This window comes from Patulibacter medicamentivorans, assembly GCF_000240225.1.
Lineage (GTDB): Bacteria > Actinomycetota > Thermoleophilia > Solirubrobacterales > Solirubrobacteraceae > Patulibacter > Patulibacter medicamentivorans.
Genome location: NZ_AGUD01000046.1, coordinates 1 through 16432, shown reverse-complemented (window position 1 = coordinate 16432; position 16432 = coordinate 1). Strand labels below are relative to the sequence as shown.

Genomic DNA, 16432 nt, shown 5'->3' with positions numbered 1-16432 from the left:
AGGCTTGCCGAGACCAGTGCCCCGCCAGGCTCCCGCCGCTCGACGAGCTCGCCGCGGGAGCCGGCCGCCCGAGACGCCAGGAGCCCCCGCATGACCAACCCGTTCGACGACGCCGACGGCACCTTCTCCGTGCTCATCAACGCCGAGGGCCAGCACTCGCTGTGGCCGACCTTCGCCGCCGTCCCGGACGGCTGGACGGTCGCCCTGCGGGGCGTCCCGCGCGAGCAGGCGCTGGCGCACGTCGAGGCCGAGTGGACCGACATGCGCCCGCGCAGCCTGGCCGCGGCGATCGAGCGCGCGTCCGCGTCCTGAAGCCGGGCCGGCGCGGCAGGCCGCTCAGGCGGCCGCCCGCGCCGGCACCCGCGACGCGATCGATCCGAGGATCTCGCCCGCCCGGACCGCCGTGTTCGACAGCAGCGTCGAGCTGATCCCGTGCGTGCGCTCGGTCGCGCCCTGGACGTAGATCCCGCAGTCGCTCGGCTCGGCCGTCGCGACGCGGTAGTCGCGGCCGATCGCCAGGCCGCCGTCGGGGGTGTGCTCGCCAAGGCCGCCGAGCAGCTGGTCCGGGCTGGCGGGCCGGTAGCCGGTGGCGTAGACGAGCAGGTCGGCGTCGATCCGTCGTCGCTCGCCGCTCGGCAGGTGCTCGACCGCGACCGCGACCCGGTCGCCGTCCTGGCGGACCTCGTCGACGCGGGTCATGTTCTGCATGTGGAGCCGCTGGCGGCCGTCGATCTTCTCGCGGTAGACCCGGCGGTAGAGCTCCTCGATCAGGTCGGGATCGACGACCGAGTAGTTGGTGTTGCCGTGGTAGCCGCGCAGCATCGTCTTGACCTCGTCCGACGCCACGTAGTAGCTGTCGACCGCCTCGGGATCGAAGATCCGGTTGGCGAACGAGGTGTCGTCGGAGGTGCTGTAGCCGTAGCGGGCGAAGACCGCGTGGACCTCGGACTCGGGGAAGCTGCGGTGCAGGTACTCGGCGGTCTCGGCGGCGCTCTGGCCCGCGCCGACGACGACGCAGCGCTCCGGCGCCGCTCCCGACCAGCCCGCGACCCCGGGGACCAGCCGCGAGTTGTGCCAGACCCGCTCGCCGAGCGCGGCGCCGGACGGGATCCGCGGCTGCAGGCCGAGCGCGATCACGACGTTGCGGGCGCGGCGAACGCTGGTCGCGCCGTCGCCGTGGTGCGCGACCACGTCGAGCGCGGCGATCCGGCCGTCGCCGTCGAGGACCGGGCGAACCTCCTCGACCCGCGCGTCGTAGACCGCCAGGTGGTCGAGCCGCCCCGCGACCCACTCGAGGTAGCCGTGGAACTCGATCCGCGTCGGGAAGATCGTCTTGTGGTTGATGAAGTCGACCAGCCGGCCGGCCGCCTGCAGGTGGGCGAGGAACGAGAAGTCGCTCGCCGGCTGGCGCATCGTCACCAGGTCCTTGAGGAACGACACCTGCATCGTGGCGTCGTCGATCAGCATCCCCCGGTGCCAGCCGAACCGCGGCTGGCGCTCCAGGAAGACGGCGTCCAGCTCGTCGCCGGGCGCGGCGGAGCGGTTGCGCTCCTCGATCGCGATCCCGAGGGCGAGGTTCGACGGCCCGAACCCGATGCCGACGATGTCGTGGACGGGCAGGGCGGAGTCGTGGCTCAAGGCGCTTCCCTCTCGGAGTCGAGGTCGTTGCTGCGGACGGGACCGAACGCGATCTCCGAGTGTACAGGTCGGCGTTAGGACAGCCTAAGAAGGGAGCCCTACCGATGCCCTCGCACCGCGCCGTCAGCGGGCGCCCTTGCGCAGCTTCCGCAGCTCCTCCCACGGCCGCGTGTTGGCGACGTCGGCCGCCGACAGCCAGGCTCGGCGGGCGGTCGCGACCCCCCAGCGGGTGTTGGCCAGGGCCTCGGGGCCGTGGGCGTCGGAGTCGATCGTCAGCAGCACGCCGGCGTCGCGCGCCGCGCGCGCATGGACGTCGTCGAGGTCGCGGCGGCGGGGCGAGCCGTTGATCTCCAGGAAGGTCCCGGTCCGCAGCGCGGCGGCGATCGCCGCGTCGACATCGAGGTCGTAGGCGAACCGCTCCTCCAGCTTGCGGCCGGTCGGATGGCCGATCACGTCGACCAGCGGGTGCTCGCAGGCGGCGACGATCCGGGCGGTCGGGTCGCTGGTGAAGGCGGTGTGGACCGACGCGACGATCCAGTCCAGCTCGGCCAGCAGCTCGTCGTCGTAGTCGAGCGACCCGTCGACGCCGATGTTGACCTCGCTCCCCGCCAGGACCGTGATCCCGTCCAGCTCGTCGTCGACCGCGCGGACCTCGGCGATCAGCTCCCGCAGGCGGTCGGGCGAGACGGCGTCGCCGAACCCGTGCGACGCCGAGTGGTCGGTGATCGCCACGTAGTCCAGGCCCAGCGCCCGCGCCGCCTGCGCCATCTCGCGCACGCTCGCGCGGCCGTCGCTGGCGGTGGTGTGCATGTGCAGGTCGCCGCGCAGGTCGGCCTGCTCGATCAGCGGCGGGACCTCGGTCAGCTGCAGCTCGCCGCGATCCTCGCGCAGCTCCGGCGGGATCCACGGCAGGCCGAGGCGGGCGTAGACCTCCTCCTCGGTCGCGAACCGCTCGCTCTGGCCGGTCTCGTCGTCGAGGATCCCGTACTCGGACACGTGCAGCCCGCGGCGGACGGCGGCCTCGCGGATCGCGACGTTGTGGGCCTTCGAGCCGGTGAAGTGCTGGAGCAGGTTGCCGAACTGGTCGGGAGCGACGACCCGCAGGTCGATGGCGATCCCCGACTGGGCGATCGCGTGGGCGCCGGCGACGCCCGACCGCGAGATCTCGGCGATCAGGTCGGACGCGGCGAAGGCGTCGATCAGCGCCTGCGGGTCGTCGGCGGTGGCGATGATGTCGAGGTCCTTGACGCTGTCGGCCCAGCGCCGTGCCGACCCCGCCAGCTCGACGCGGTCGCTCGACGGGTGGGCGCGCAGCTCGGCGACCAGCGCCTCGCCGACCGCCAGCGCGCGCGAGAGGATCTCGCGCTTGGGCCCGTCGACCGCGTCGCCGGCCGCGTCGAGCGCCGCCAGCAGCCGCTCCTCGCTCTTGGCCCCGAAGCCGGCCAGGTCGCGGACCCGGTGCTGCTCGATCGCCGCCCGCAGCGCCTGCGGACCGTCGACGCCGAGCGCGTCGTGGAGCTTGCGGGCGCGCTTCGGACCGAGTCCCGGCAGGCGGGTGATCACGACCAGGCCGGCGGGAACGCGAGACCGCAGCTTCTCGAGCGCCGGGATCTCGCCGGTCTCGACCAGCGCCGTCAGCTTCTCCTCGAGCGTCTTGCCGACGCCCGGCAGCTCGGTCACCCGGCCCTCGCGGGTCATCGCCGCCACCGAGCGCGGGGCGTCGCGGATCGCCTTGGCCGCGTTGCGGTAGGCGAGCACCCGGTGGACCACCGCGCCCTCCAGCTCGTAGAGGTCGCCGAGCTCGTCCAGCAGCTCGGCGATCGCGGCGTTCGAGGGGTCCTTCGCGGCGGCCATGGCTGGGGTCGAGGCTAGCGGCTGCTCCCGGCCGCTCGGGCGCGATGCGCGGCTTTGCGCCACCGGGAGGGGTCGTCGGCGGCCCGGGCTGGGATACTGGGGTCGATGTCCGGGGCACCCCGCACCCGCCTGACCTTCGCCGAGCGACGGGCCGAGATCCTCGACGCTGCCGCGCGCGTGATCGTCGCCCAGGGCCTCCACGCCTTCCGGATCCGCGACGTGGCGGACGAGGCCGGCGTCTCGCAGCCGCTGGTCTCGACCCATTTCCGCTCGCGCGAGGAGCTGATCCTCGAGGCGTTCGTGCGCGCCGACGAGCGCTCGCTGCAGACGCTGATCGTCGAGGAGGACGCCTCCGCCAACGGCCACGCGCGGGTCGTCGCGTTCCTCCACGGCTGCGTCAGCGCCGACGCCGAGCCCGACGACGGGCTCGAGCTGTGGCATCAGGTGTGGACGCACGCGACCTTCTCGACCGCGATCCACGAGGCGGTCCGGACCCGTCAGGCGGCCTGGATCCGCCACCTGGCCGGGCTGATCGAGGCCGGCCAGCAGGACGGCAGCGTCGCCCGCGACGTCGACCCCGAGCGGGTCGCGCTGTTCCTGATCACCGTCGTCGACGGGCTGGCGCCGTCGCTGCGCTCGAGCCTGATCGATCGGGCCCGCGCCGGCAGCGTGGTCGACGACGCGGTCGCGGCGATGCTGGGGCCGGCGGCCTAGCTCTCACGCCCGGGGGCCGGCGACGCGGCGCCGACGGCGGTGGCCTGCGGGTCGGTCGGGGTCGGACCGACCGAGAGAGCGAGTGGGACGGGACCGGGATGGCCGGCGCCGTCAGCCGGAATCGAACCCGACCGGTGGACGGGTGAGCGAGTCCTCGCTCCGGACGATTCGCACATTAAGTGATGATACGATCATCACTATCGAGGGCCGCCCTGGCCCGCGGATCCTCCGCGCGCCCGCTCCGGCGGCCGACCATGTCCGACCTGCTGCTGTCCCCCCACCCTGGCGCCACCCGCCCGACCCCGACCTCTCCGGTCGCCGCCGCCGTGCGGGCGCCCGGGGTCGGTCGGCTGCTCGTGCTGTCGCTCGTCGCCCGCGCGCCAGAGGCCGTGCTCGGCCTGCTCTTCATCCTGCGGGTGCGGGACCTGGGCGGCAGCTACGCGCTCGGCGGCGCGGTGGCCGCGGCCGGCGCGCTCGGCCTGGCCGCCGGCGCGCCGCTGCTCGGCCGCGCGATCGACCGGCGCGGGCAGAGCCTGGTGCTGACCGCCAGCGTGCTGGTGGCCGCGACCGCGATGGTCCTGGCCGGGCTGGTCCCGGACGGCACCTCGCCGCTCGCGCTGCTGCCGCTGGCCGTGGTCGCCGGCGCCGCCCAGCCCCCGGTCGCCGCCTGCCTGCGGACGCTCTTCCGGCGGATGCTGCCCGACGCCGACACCCGTCACGCCGCGCTCGCCGTCGAGGCGTCGCTGCAGGAGCTGTCGTTCATGATCGGGCCGCTGGTCTTCGTCAGCCTGATCGCCGCCCACGACCCGGCGCTCGGCCTGATCGCCAGCGGTGCGGCGCTGCTGCTGGCGACGCTCGCCTTCGCCGGCTCGCGCGAGTCGCGGACGATGCCGGCCCTGCGCAACGGGGAGAGCCGCGGCGGCGCGCTCCGCTCGACCGCGATCCGGACCCTGCTGGCCGTCGGCGTCGGCGTCGGCGCGACCTTCGGCGCCGCCGAGGTGTCGATCACCGCGGCCGCCGAGCACGCCGAGCACGCCGGCGCGGTCGGCCCGCTGCTGGCCGCCTACTGCATCGGCAGCCTGACCGCCGGCCTGCTGACGGCCGCCCGCGGCGCGTGGCCGCGACCGATCCGGGCGCTGACCCTGCTGCTGGCCGCGTCCGCCGTCGGACACGCCCTGCTGGCCGCCGCGGCCCCGAACCTGTGGGCGCTGGGCGGCGCGCTGGTGCTGGCCGGCGCCGCCGTGGCCCCGCTGTTCGCGGTGATCTACGGGCTGACCGGCGAGCTGGCCGCCAAGGGGACGACGACCGAGGCCTACACCTGGCTCGGCAGCGGGATCTTCGGCGGCGCCGCGCTCGGCTCGGCGCTCGGCGGCGTCCTGATCACGACCGTGTCGGTCCCCTCGGCCTTCGCGCTGGCGGCCGTGACCACCGCGATCGCCGCGGCGGTCGTGTGGGGCGCGGCCGGGACCTTGCGGGCGCCGGCCGCGACCGAAACGCCACAGGCGGCGCGCGTCACCGTTCGCGCCGGCGCGGGACAATCGATCGCGTGAGCACCGTCGCCCGCACCCGGCTTCCCGACTACGAGCACCTGCTCGGGATCTCGGCCCGCGGCAGCTGGGACCCGGACGCGATCGACCTGCACCAGGACCTGCTCCGCTGGCCGTCGCTGGGCTCGCGGCCGCGACGGCGGCTGCTCGGGCTGCTGGCCGGGTTCCTGGTCGGCGAGCAGGCGGTCGCCGAGCACCTGGCCCCGTTCGCCTTGGCCGCCGAGGATCCGCGGCTGGCCGCCGTGCTGCGCGCGCAGCACGGCGAGGAGGAGCGGCACGCGCGGGCGATCGAGCGGCTCTGGGCCGCGTTCGCGACGCCGGGGCAGGATCCGCGAGAGCTGCTCGATCCCGGCTTCGTGGCGCTCTTCCACGAGCGGCTGCCGGCGATCGCGGCCACGGTCGGCGATCAGGACGGACCGGGCCTCGGGACGGCCGTCGCGCTCTACCACGGGCTGCTCGAAGGGGTGATCTTCCTGGCCGGCCAGCACGCGCTGGTCGACCTGGCGACCGACCACGCGCTGCCGGGCCTGACCGAGATCGTCGAGCGGATCCAGCGCGACGAGCGCTGGCACGTCTCGCTCGGGATGCGGATCCTGGTCGACCGCCCCGACGGCCCGGCCGTCGCGCGGCGGCTGGCCGACGAGGCGCCGGCCGCCGTCGCCGGCTGGGGCGATCTGGTCGATCCCGCGCTGCGCGACGACGTCATCGCCGCGCTGGGCCGGCGGCTGCGGACCGTCGGGCTGGCGTAGCGCCGTCGCGGTGCCGTGGCGGGCGCAGGCGACGTGGCGACGTGGCCCGATGTGACGTCGTGGTCGCTCAGCGACCGATCCGTTCCACCACGCCCTGACCGCCGCGGCTGCTCCGCGATCACGTGCCACGCTCCGGCCCCTCAGCGACCGGAACGTCACATACGGCCGGGCGCCGACGCCGAGCCGGATGGCTCGGTCAGCCCGCCGGCTGCGCCAGCACCCGGATCAGGAACGACGAGCAGAGCTGCCCGTCGGCGTCGTCGATCCAGGTCCGGTCGCCGGCGCGGCGGATGGTCGCGGGGCCGGCGCCGGCGGCCCCGTGGTGCTCGATCTCGGCCTCGACGACCGCGTCGGGGTGCAGGTCGCGCAGCCGCTCCTCGGCGGCCTGCCAGTAGGCGGCGTTGTTGACGTGGCCGGCGATGTCCAGGTCGGCGGTCCGGAAGTGCCAATCGGCGACGGGAGCGTCGTCCGGGGCCGGCGGGTGGGTCAGGCGGACGCGGACGCGACGGCCCTCGGTCGAGGGGCCGAAGACCGCGCGCATCTCGTCGGGGTTGGGGCGCGGGCGCCAGGTCTCGGGGTCGACGGAGACCCAGAGCGTGGCGGCCTCGACGGCGGCGCCGTGCTCGCCGCGGATCGCCGTGCGCCACTCGGCGGAGAGCCCGGAGGCGCCGGAGCAGGCGGTTCGCAGCTCGAGCGTCTCGCCGAAGCGCGGGAAGCGGTCGATCCGGATCCGGGTCCGGCGGGCGATCCAGGCGGCCTGGTGGGCGACGCCGGCGTCGACGACGTCGCAGAAGGCCAGGTGCTGCAGCCACGAGGCGATCGCGTCGAGCCGCGAGCGGCCGAGCGGCGTGACGTCGCCGTGGGTCACGCGCAGGGCCTGCTGGTAGACGCGCCCGACGGTCGGGAAGGGGACGAGGGCGTCGTCGGGCAGGACGTGCATCGTCCCGGTGACGGTAGACGCGGCGGGGTGGCGCGGGGACGGGCGCGGACGAAGGACCCACCGCCCGGGCGGGGGGTTCTTGGCGGCAGCGGCGGCGCGTCGGGGTGGCAGGACGCGGGAATGCAGACGCCCGAACTGTGGTCGGACGAGCCGTCCGAACGGCTGATCTGTGGCCCGGCCACCGGCGGCGAGCCGGCCGCGGCGGCCAGGATCGGCCATGGGCGAGCGCGAGGAGCTGCGGATCGGCGAGCTGGCGGCGTGGAGGTACCCGGGCCGCGGGTCGCGGCGATCGGGGGCGTGCGTCGTGATGGCGCACGGGTTCTCGCTGACCCGCCACGACGGGCTGGACGGCTACGCGGAGGCCTTCGCCGCCGCCGGCCACGACGTGCTGGCCTTCGATCACCGGCACCTCGGGGACTCGGGCGGCGAGCGGCGCCAGCGGTTCCGGACGAGCGAGCAGCTGGCCGACTGGCGCGCGGCGATCGCCCATGCGCGGGGCTCGAGCGAGCGGGTGGCGCTGTGGGGCTTCTCGTTCTCCGGCGGGCACGTCGCGACGCTGGCGGTGAGCGAGCCGGAGCTGGCCGCGGCGATGGTGCTGTGCCCGTTCCTCGACGGGCTGGCGCGCGTGCGGTCCAGCAGCGTCCGCGACGTGGCCTGGATCCTGCCCCGCGCGATCGCCGACCGAGCCGGGCGACACGTCCTCGTGCCGGTGACGGGCGAGCCCCACGAGCACGCGGCGATGAACCTGCCCGGTGAGGCCCAGGGCTTCCGCCGAGCCGTTCCCGAGGGATCGCCCTGGCGCAACCAGATCTCGCCCGGCGTCTTCCTCACCGTCGCCACCCACCGCCCCGTCCGCCACGCCGCCAAGATCCGGATCCCGCTCTGGGTCGGCCTCGGCGAGCGCGACGTCAGCGTCTCGAACCGCGCCGTCGAGCGCCTGGCGCAACGGGCGCCGCAGGGCGAGCTGCACCGCTACGACGTCGACCACTTCGAGCCGTTCGTCGGAGCGGACGCGGAGCGGATCGCGGGGGATCAGGTGGAGTGGTTGGGGCGGGTGGTGGGGTAGGCGCGGTGCGCGGGGAACTTGGCACGAGCAGACCGCCCAATCGGACTCCGTTGGCCATGGACCGGTCCGCAGCCCTCCACCACGGCCCCGGCACGTAGATCGGCGACGTAGAAGCCGCCGAGCTTCTGGATCTCCGACCCGCGGAGTGCGTCACCGCGTCGACCTGTCGATATCGCTGATCGTCCAGCCAAACATCGCTTGGAGAACGCGATCCACTTGCTCAATGAATGCGCCGCGTGCGCGTCGGAACTCATCGACCGGGACCTGAAAGCTCATGCGGTCGTACGTGATCACATTGACAAATCCCGGCCCTGGAACCACGGCGAACGCGGGGTCTTCTTCAAGGCACATCGACCGAAATCGGAGAGACTCAGGCTCCGTTGAGCGAACGAGGGCGAGCGCGAGTTCGAGCACGGGGAAATGCTCATCCCGCCAGGTTGTGTCACCGCGCGAGATCTCGAGCGTCGCGGTCACGCCGCACAGGAGATCGGCAGCTGTCTCCCGATCGACCTCAGCGAGGGGATCCGACAGCACCATCTGAAAGCCCTCTCTCATCGCGTCCTGACTGGGAAGGCGTTGGCAACGCGACCGTCAACGACGATGATCCGCATCTTCGTCTCCCCTCGAGTACCGATCACCCGACCGGCATCACCGACATATCGGAACGATCCGGGAATCTGTTCATTCGACAGAAATTGCCCGCTATCGCTTCGCAGTGCTGCGGCCACCTCAACCCGAGGGTCAACGCCTTCAGCGAACTTCGCCCGTCTCCCCGTCGCGCCGGCCAGATGGTAGCTCTTTGGCGTCCACTCTCGGATGCGATCTGCAGCCTCGAACGCACCAGCGTTCGCCTTCCTGAGCGCGCTTGAAGTCTCTGCGCCCTTACCGGCCGCCTTCTTCGCGTCCTCAGCCGCCTCCAGAAAGCGCTTCCCACCCCGTACGAACCGCAGCGGGAGGATGCTCATCGCGCAGTCGATCGGGCCGCCACACCGCGGATCGAGCGCGGCACCCGCCATCCCCGGAATCTGCTCGCCCAGCTTCTCCCGCGCCTCGATCGCGTCGCCGGTGTCGCACGGCTTCATCGCCAGCCGCTCCGACACGCACCCAAAGAAGCGGCCAGTCTGCCCGTAGGCCTTCCCCGTGATCGTCTTCACGACGTTCAAGCCGCGGTCCAGCCACGATGGCTTCTGCGGAACGCCTGCCAGGCTGCGCGCCACCGGACCGAAGAGCGCCTTGGCGATCTTCGGCGGCGCGTAGGGCTTGCCCATATCGCTCAACGGGCGCGCCTTGGACTGGTTGTAGAGCGCGTCCGCCATAGCGCGCCCGCACCGCTGCCCGCACTCCCGCTCAGCGTCCGCCACGGCCTTATTGACCTTCGCGCAGTCGGCGTTCCCCATCACGAGCGCCCTCCTGCACGGCAGGTGCCCGTCGTACTCGGCCCTGGTTGCCGGGTTGCCCGCGGTGAACGAGTACCTGGCCGACGTCAGCGGATCCGCGGCCAACTGCAGATCCGCTTGCGGGTCCATGAACCGGTCCTGTTGCAGGAACTGGCCGATGTCGGTCCGGTAGGACCGAGCCTGCATGTCGTAGGTCCCGGTGTCCTGGTCCTTGTAGAAGCCCTGGAACCGGAACGGGTTCTCCTGCGCGCCCTCGTCTAGGAGGCCCTCCCTGGCCACCGGATCGCCGAACGGGTCCGTCCGGTACTCGTTGTCTTCGTCGACCCGACCGTCGCTTGGAGCCTCCAATCCGACGACCGACCCGACCGCGTCGGTCTCGTAGGCCCGCCAGACATCGTCGTTCGGTGCGTCCTTCGGCGTCCGCAGACGTCCGAGCCGCTCGCCGTTCGCTGCGTACTCGTAGTTCTGAACGTTCCCGTCGCGATTCTCCCGCGTCAACTGCTCCGTCTGCCCCAGGTAGCTGTAGTCGAACGGCTTGACCGTCGACGGGAGATCGCTCGCGGTGCACGCTGACCGAGCCCGCCGCAGCTGCTCGATCGGGTCCGGATCCTCGCCCGGGTCGCTGCCCGACGGCAGGTTCTCCAACCGCCGATCACGGCGATCCAAGGCGTCGTAGCAGTAGGCCTGGGTCGGCTTCAGGACCTTGTCCGTGTCCGCTTCGTCGGCATCCTCGTGCGTGCGCTCGCGGCCCGCGACCATCCGCTCGAACGTGTCGAAGGTGTACTGCACCTCCACCGCGCCAAGCGCCTGGCCTTCCGAGCCGGAGCAGGCAGTCGCCGGTGTCGGCGCGGCCGGATTGGGGTCCCCCACCGTCCCCTTCCGCTTCTCGGACTGACGCCGGGTCACGGTCATCGACCCAAACGTGTTGTAGCCGTAGCAATCGGTCTGCCCCGACGACGAGCCGATCGCGTTCTGGCCGGTCGGCACCTTCGTCTCGACCCACCGACGCGTCTTCTCCAGACGCTCACCGACGTAGCCGTTCTCGGCACGCGTGGTCGTCGTCACGTCGCCGATGCCGGACTGGCCGACGACCGTCGTGTCCTCGGCTGATCCTGCTGAGCGCAGAACCGTACCGCGCCAGCCCGCCCGCGAGATGCGCGTGCCCCCGCGCCCCACCCACCCCTACCCCGCCACCGCCCCCGGCGACACCGGTGCCTTCGGGTCCCCGGCCAGGTCCAGCAGTCGCTCGATCGCGCGGATCTGGGCGGCGGCGGAGGTGCGCTCGTCGCCGAGGACGCCGAGGGCGAGGAGGACGGCGTGGGCGCGGACGACCGGTCGGGTGAGGGGGAAGAGGCGGCGCAGGGGCGATCGCCGGAGGCCGAGCTGGTCGGACATCTCGTCGCCGAGGAAGCGGCGGATGAACGAGGCGACGACCGGGGCGCTGAGGGCACGCGCGGGACCGACGAGCGGGGCCGGCATCGCGCCCTCGAGCGGCAGGCCGTAGTGGGTCAGGGCGCGCATCAGGCGCGGGCCGTCCTCGCTCGGGCCGGGGAAGAAGCCCTCGAGCGTGGCCATCAGGCGCTCGGCCTCGCGGGCGTTCTGGGGCAGCAGGTCCTCGGGCACGCCCATCACGAAGGCGACCCAGCGCCAGAGCGCGGTCCGGGCCTCGCGGTCGGCGTCGTTGCAGCGGGCGCCCATGTCGCGCAGGGCCCGCTCCGGCACGATGTGGAAGCCGCCGATCGCGGTCGCCATCATGCCGCTGGCGCTGATCGGGACGCCCCACTGCTCGTGGTCCCAGCCGTCGGACCGGGTCAGGCGCGCGCGCACGAGGGCGTGGACGATCCGGACCCGGATCGAGCTCTTCCAGCCCGCCCCTCCGGGGTGCATCCCGCCCGGCCGGGTCACGTCGAGCGACCAGCGGGCGGTCTCGCCGATCCGACGCGAGGCCATCCGCTCCAGCCGCCCGGTCGCCACCAGCGGGCGCGACAGGTCGGCGTACTGGTACCCGAAGGCCAGCGAGCCGTAGAGCAGCGACACGAACAGCGCCGGCGCGCCGACCCGCCAGAAGCTCGTCGCGCCCGCGTCGACCAGGTCCAGGTCCAGCCACGGCGGCGCGCTGCCGGCCTGCTCGATCAGCGCCCGCAGCGCCGGTGGCGCATCGGCCGGCAGCGGGCCCGGCGCGGCGTCGAGGGCCTGGTCGAGCAGCCGCCAGCCGTGGCCGCCCGGCAGCTCGGCGAAGGTCGCCACCAGCGCGTCGGCCAGCGGATCGCCCTCGTGGCGGCCGGCAGCCAGGCGGGCGGCCAGGTCCTCGTCCGGGAGCAGCGCGGCGCGCGACGGGGCAGCTGTCGGATCGGGCCGGCCGGCGGACCGGCGGCGGCCGGTCGAGGGCGCTTCAGCGGAAGTGAGCATGGGCGTTTCCTAATCGTACCCCATCGAGCAACGGACGTTTCCCCTTTACCGCGACTGCGATGATCGAGCGGTGGCCGGGACGCGCAGCTACGCCGGGAGGTCCGCCGAGGAGCGGCGCGCGACGCGACGCCGGCAGCTGCTCGACGCCGGGCTCGAGCTGCTCGGCGAGCACGGCTGGGCCCAGACCACCGTCCGCGGGGTCTGCCAGCGGGCCGGCCTGACGCCGCGCTTCTTCTACGAGAGCTTCCCCTCGCTCGACGACCTGGCGGTCGCGATCTACGACGAGATCGTCGAGGACGCGACCGCCGCGCTGGCGACCGCCGTCGCCGGCGCCGGGGACGACCGGCGAGCGCGGGCGACGGCCGCGATCGAGGCGATGCTCGACGCCCTGACCGAGGATCCCCGCCGCGCGCGCGTGGTCTTCGTCGAGGCGATGGGCAGCGAGGCCCTGACCCGCCGGCGGATGGCGACGATGGGCGAGCTGGCCGAGATCATCGCCGGCTACGGCCGCGCCGAGTACGGGGCGACGCCCGAGAGCGAGTCGCTGGTCCGGATCACCGCCGCGCTGCTGGCCGGCGGGATCGCCGAGCTGCTGCTGGCCTGGCTCGACGGGTCGCTGGGCGTGACCCGCGAGCAGCTGGCGACCGACTGCGCCGAGCTGGCGGTCGGGATCGGCGACGCCGCGCAGCGGATCGCGGTCGCGCGGCGAGCGGCCGGCTGAGGCGCGCGCGGCCGCGTCACCCCCCTCGCGCGGGGACCGGCCGATCGGTGTACATCATTGTTCGTGGATGCTACCGTCCCGCTCGTGACCCGTCTCTCCGGAACCACCTGCCTGATCACCGGTGCCGCGAGCGGCATCGGACGGGCGACCGCGCTGGCCGCCGCCGAGCGCGGCGCGTCGCTCGTGCTGACCGACATCGCCGCCGACGCGCTGCAGCGGACGGTCGACGAGATCCGCGCGCTCGGCGGGACGGTCCACGCCGCCGAGGCGCTCGACATCTCCGACCACGAGGCGGTCCAGCGGTTCGCCGACGCGGTCCACGCCGAGCACGGCAGCGTCGACGTGGTCATGAACGTCGCCGGGGTCTCGGCCTGGGGCTCCGTCACCAGCCTCCGCCACGAGCACTGGCAGCGGATGGTCGACATCAACCTGATGGGGCCGATCCACGTGATCGAGTCGTTCGTCCCGCCGATGATCGAGGCCGGCCGCGGCGGCCACCTGGTCAACGTCTCCTCGGCCGCGGGGCTCTTCGGCCTGCCGCTGCACGCCGCCTACAGCGCCAGCAAGTTCGGGCTCCGCGGGGTCTCCGAGGTGCTGCGCTTCGACCTTCGCCAGCACCGCATCCGCGTCAGCCTGGTCTGCCCCGGCGCGGTCGCGACCCCGCTGGTGCAGAGCGTCGACCTGGTCGGCGTCGACCGCAGCAACCCGCGGGTCGACCGCGAGATCAACCGCTTCGCGCGCCACGCCGTCAGCCCCGAGCGCGCGGCCGCGGCGATCCTGCGCGGGGTCGAGCGCAACCGCGAGATGGTCTTCACCTCGCCCGACATCCGCTTCGGCTACCTGGCCCAGCGCTACTTCCCGTTCGGCTACGACGTCGTGATGCGGCTGCTGAGCCGGCGGGTCTTCGCCGTCTTCGGCGCCCGCTGAGGCCGCGCTTGCCGCCCCCCTCGCGGGCGGGCGCTCGCAGACCACCGTCGGCGGGCGCCCGATAGGCTCCGTGCGAATGTCGATCCGTACCGGCATCCGCGGGACCGCGGCGCTCGTCGCGGTCGGCATGCTCGTCGTCGCGGCGCTCGTGCCCGACAGCGCGTCGGTGCTGCTGACGCTGGCACCAGCCGTCGCGCTGTTCGCCCTGCTGCTGAGCGGGCACTACGTCGGCGAGGAGCGGATCGCCCGCCTGGCCCGCGCCTTCCGCGCGCGCCGAGTCCGTCCGGCCCGCGCGACGCGGGTCGCTCGCGACCGCCCGCACGGCCTCGTCCCCCGCGGCGGTCGCCTGATCGCCTCGGCGCTCGCGGTCCGGCCGCCGCCAGCGGCACCCGCGACGCTCTAGCGCACCCGCCCCGTCCGGGGATCGGGCACCACCGCCGGATCCCGGATCCGCGGTGCGCTCCTGCGTCGCCCGGCGACGGTCGACCCACGACCCCGCCGGGCACCGGCTCGCCTGCGACCGCCCGTCGACGACGGGTCCCGGTCCTGCGCGAGCCGGCTCCGAGCACCGCAGCGCCGCCCGCCGGGCGGCGCGCCGCATCCGACGGCCGCAGCGTCCGGAACGCGATCGCCCGATCGCGCCGGACCCGCGCGCCGCACCCCCACCACGGACCCCGGAGGTCCCATGAACCGCTCGATCCCCGCGACGCTCGCCGCGCTCGCCCTGACCGGCGCGCTGGCGTTCGCCGGCACCGCCCAGGCCCACCAGACCGCGTCGTCCAACGGCGCCGTCGTCACGATCCACGTGCTGCCCGACGACGAGCCGGTCGCCCGCCGTCCCGCGACCGTCAAGGTCGTCGCCGTCAAGGTCCCGCGCACGGCGCGGTTCTCGTTCTCCAGCGCGCGGATCCGCGTCACCGACAGCAGCGGCAGGACGGTCGCGAGCAAGGCCCGCAGCCGCTCGGCGCGGCTGACGTTCCCCCGCGCCGGCGCCTACCAGATCACCGTCTCCGGCCGCTACACGCGCGCCGGCAAGCGGCGCAGCTTCAGCGCCCGCTTCGCGATCCGTGCCAGCTGAGCGCGCGACCGCCCCGAACCCCGCTTCCAAAGGACCCCAGATGAGCAAGATCACCGTCGCCCTGGCCACCGGCACCGCGCTGGCCGCCCTCGCGCTGCCGGCCGTCGCCGGCGCGCACGCCACCGTCAGCCCGCTGCAGCCCCAGGGCGCCGCGCTGACCGCGGCCCGCGGGACCTACGTCCTGCGCGCCCCCAACGAGACCGACGGCCAGCGGACCTACAAGGTCTCGCTGCTGGTGCCGACCGCGATCCGGACGTCGATCTCGATCCGCCAGCTGCCCGACTGGAAGGTCTCCCTGAAGACCAGGAAGACCGGCCAGAAGGACGCCGAGGGCGGCGACGTCGTCGCCATCAGCCGGATCACCTGGACCGCGCGGACGACCCGTGACGAGATCGCGCCGCACTTCTACGGCGAGTGGCCGATCCGGTTCCAGAACCCGGCGACCCCGCAGGCGCTGACGTTCAGGATCGACCAGTACTACACGTCGAGGAAGGGCAGCCGCAAGCGGCCCGAGGTCGTCCGCTGGGCCGGCGGCCCGGGCTCGGACCACCCGGCGTCCGTGATCGACGTCGTCGCCAGCGCGCCGGCGACGTGAGCACCGCGACCCCAGCGCCGCGCGGCCCCGGTCGGGGCCGTGAGCCGCGCGCGGGTCGCGGCCGCCGGACGGCGCGGCGCGGGAGCCTGCTGGCGCCCGCGCTCGCCGCGGCGGTCCTGCTGCCCGCCGCGACCGCCGCGGCCCACGTGACGATCCAGCCGGCGGCGTCGCGGCCGGCCGACCTGCAGCGCTACCGCGTGATCGTCCCCAACGAGGAGACGTCCGCCGACACCACGGCGGTGCGGATGCAGCTGCCGAAGGGGATCGACTTCCTGCTGGTCGAGGCGGCGCCCGGGTGGAGGGCGAAGGTCGTCCGCCGCGGCGGACAGCCGTCCGAGATCCGCTGGACCGGCGGCCGGGTGCCGCCGGGCGGCTACGCCGAGCTGCACTTCATCGCCCGCAACCCCGTCCGGACCGGCGGCCTGGCGTTCAAGGCGCTGCAGGACTACTCCGACGGCGAGGTCGCCCGCTGGATCGGCAGCGCCGAGAGCGAGAACCCGGCCCCGACGGTGACGCTGTCGGAGTCGGCCACGCCCCAGGACGTGGTCAGCACCCACGGCGAGGCCGCCCCCGCGAGCGGCGCCGGCGGACGCGAGACGCCGGCGAGCGGCTCGACCGCCGGCGCGACGACGGCTGCCGCGACGAAGGACGACGACGGCACCGACGCCCTGACGATCGTCGCGATCGTGCTGGCCGCGGTCGCGATCGGCCTCTCGGGCCTCGGGCTGCTGCGGCGCCGGGCGGCCTGAGGCGCGGCGGCGGGGTGGGCGGGCCGACGGCGGGCCGCCCGACCGTCG

General features: G+C 74.2%; 17 protein-coding genes. 11 read left to right on the top strand and 6 right to left on the bottom strand.

What is annotated here, in order from left to right:
- Nucleotides 1-90 precede the first annotated feature (90 nt).
- A complete protein-coding gene (locus PAI11_RS26130; protein WP_007571611.1) occupies nucleotides 91-312 on the top strand; it encodes an MbtH family protein in 222 nt (73 codons plus the stop codon).
- 24 nt (nucleotides 313-336) lie between these two features.
- Here PAI11_RS26130 and PAI11_RS05255 read toward each other — a convergent pair whose 3' ends face one another.
- Together PAI11_RS05255 and polX are read right to left on the bottom strand one after the other, a co-directional pair.
- Nucleotides 337-1638, bottom strand: coding sequence for a lysine N(6)-hydroxylase/L-ornithine N(5)-oxygenase family protein (locus PAI11_RS05255; protein ID WP_007571608.1), 1302 nt, complete (start codon nucleotides 1636-1638; stop codon nucleotides 337-339).
- Nucleotides 1639-1761: 123 nt separating this feature from the next.
- Nucleotides 1762-3492, bottom strand: coding sequence for a DNA polymerase/3'-5' exonuclease PolX (polX, locus tag PAI11_RS05250; protein WP_007571607.1), 1731 nt, complete (start codon nucleotides 3490-3492; stop codon nucleotides 1762-1764).
- A gap of 105 nt (nucleotides 3493-3597) precedes the next feature.
- Between polX and PAI11_RS23940 the strand changes: the two genes are divergently transcribed.
- The 3 genes from PAI11_RS23940 to PAI11_RS25270 all read left to right on the top strand — a co-directional run bounded on the left by PAI11_RS23940 (nucleotide 3598) and on the right by PAI11_RS25270 (nucleotide 6502).
- The gene (locus PAI11_RS23940; protein ID WP_007571605.1) at nucleotides 3598-4206 is read left to right on the top strand and encodes a TetR/AcrR family transcriptional regulator; all 609 of its coding nucleotides are present in this window, start codon (nucleotides 3598-3600) and stop codon (nucleotides 4204-4206) included.
- Between the two features lie 254 nt (nucleotides 4207-4460).
- On the top strand, nucleotides 4461-5756 hold the full coding sequence (locus PAI11_RS26125; protein WP_007571603.1) for an MFS transporter: 1296 nt from the start codon (nucleotides 4461-4463) through the stop codon (nucleotides 5754-5756).
- The gene (locus PAI11_RS25270; protein ID WP_007571601.1) at nucleotides 5753-6502 is read left to right on the top strand and encodes a ribonucleotide-diphosphate reductase subunit beta; all 750 of its coding nucleotides are present in this window, start codon (nucleotides 5753-5755) and stop codon (nucleotides 6500-6502) included. The genes PAI11_RS26125 and PAI11_RS25270 overlap by 4 nt, the downstream gene beginning before the upstream one ends.
- Before the next feature lie 196 nt (nucleotides 6503-6698).
- Here PAI11_RS25270 and PAI11_RS05230 read toward each other — a convergent pair whose 3' ends face one another.
- Nucleotides 6699-7442, bottom strand: coding sequence for an acyl-ACP thioesterase domain-containing protein (locus PAI11_RS05230; protein ID WP_007571598.1), 744 nt, complete (start codon nucleotides 7440-7442; stop codon nucleotides 6699-6701).
- A gap of 217 nt (nucleotides 7443-7659) precedes the next feature.
- Here PAI11_RS05230 and PAI11_RS05225 point away from each other — a divergent pair, with 217 nt between their 5' ends.
- The gene (locus PAI11_RS05225; protein ID WP_007571595.1) at nucleotides 7660-8508 is read left to right on the top strand and encodes an alpha/beta hydrolase; all 849 of its coding nucleotides are present in this window, start codon (nucleotides 7660-7662) and stop codon (nucleotides 8506-8508) included.
- A gap of 150 nt (nucleotides 8509-8658) precedes the next feature.
- Here PAI11_RS05225 and PAI11_RS05220 read toward each other — a convergent pair whose 3' ends face one another.
- The 3 genes from PAI11_RS05220 to PAI11_RS05210 all read right to left on the bottom strand — a co-directional run bounded on the left by PAI11_RS05220 (nucleotide 8659) and on the right by PAI11_RS05210 (nucleotide 12314).
- On the bottom strand, nucleotides 8659-9045 hold the full coding sequence (locus tag PAI11_RS05220; protein WP_138974115.1) for a hypothetical protein: 387 nt from the start codon (nucleotides 9043-9045) through the stop codon (nucleotides 8659-8661).
- 14 nt (nucleotides 9046-9059) lie between these two features.
- Nucleotides 9060-10970 carry an RHS repeat domain-containing protein gene (locus PAI11_RS05215; RefSeq protein ID WP_040598505.1) on the bottom strand — a complete coding sequence of 637 codons (1911 nt, stop codon included), beginning with the start codon at nucleotides 10968-10970 and terminating at the stop codon, nucleotides 9060-9062.
- 117 nt (nucleotides 10971-11087) lie between these two features.
- A complete protein-coding gene (locus PAI11_RS05210) occupies nucleotides 11088-12314 on the bottom strand; it encodes an oxygenase MpaB family protein (RefSeq protein ID WP_007571594.1) in 1227 nt (408 codons plus the stop codon).
- 70 nt (nucleotides 12315-12384) lie between these two features.
- Here PAI11_RS05210 and PAI11_RS05205 point away from each other — a divergent pair, with 70 nt between their 5' ends.
- The 6 genes from PAI11_RS05205 (at nucleotide 12385) to PAI11_RS23935 (ending at nucleotide 16384) form a co-directional block, all read left to right on the top strand.
- The gene (locus PAI11_RS05205) at nucleotides 12385-13035 is read left to right on the top strand and encodes a TetR/AcrR family transcriptional regulator (RefSeq protein ID WP_007571593.1); all 651 of its coding nucleotides are present in this window, start codon (nucleotides 12385-12387) and stop codon (nucleotides 13033-13035) included.
- A gap of 84 nt (nucleotides 13036-13119) precedes the next feature.
- Entirely contained in the window at nucleotides 13120-13962 is an 843-nt protein-coding gene (locus PAI11_RS05200) for an SDR family oxidoreductase (protein ID WP_007571592.1), read from the top strand.
- Between the two features lie 76 nt (nucleotides 13963-14038).
- A complete protein-coding gene (locus tag PAI11_RS05195; RefSeq protein WP_007571591.1) occupies nucleotides 14039-14365 on the top strand; it encodes a hypothetical protein in 327 nt (108 codons plus the stop codon).
- A 282-nt stretch (nucleotides 14366-14647) separates the two neighbouring features.
- A complete protein-coding gene (locus tag PAI11_RS05190; protein ID WP_007571590.1) occupies nucleotides 14648-15040 on the top strand; it encodes a hypothetical protein in 393 nt (130 codons plus the stop codon).
- Between the two features lie 40 nt (nucleotides 15041-15080).
- The gene (locus PAI11_RS05185) at nucleotides 15081-15635 is read left to right on the top strand and encodes a DUF1775 domain-containing protein (protein WP_007571589.1); all 555 of its coding nucleotides are present in this window, start codon (nucleotides 15081-15083) and stop codon (nucleotides 15633-15635) included.
- Nucleotides 15632-16384, top strand: coding sequence for a DUF1775 domain-containing protein (locus tag PAI11_RS23935; protein ID WP_050897114.1), 753 nt, complete (start codon nucleotides 15632-15634; stop codon nucleotides 16382-16384). The genes PAI11_RS05185 and PAI11_RS23935 overlap by 4 nt, the downstream gene beginning before the upstream one ends.
- Nucleotides 16385-16432: the final 48 nt, after the last annotated feature.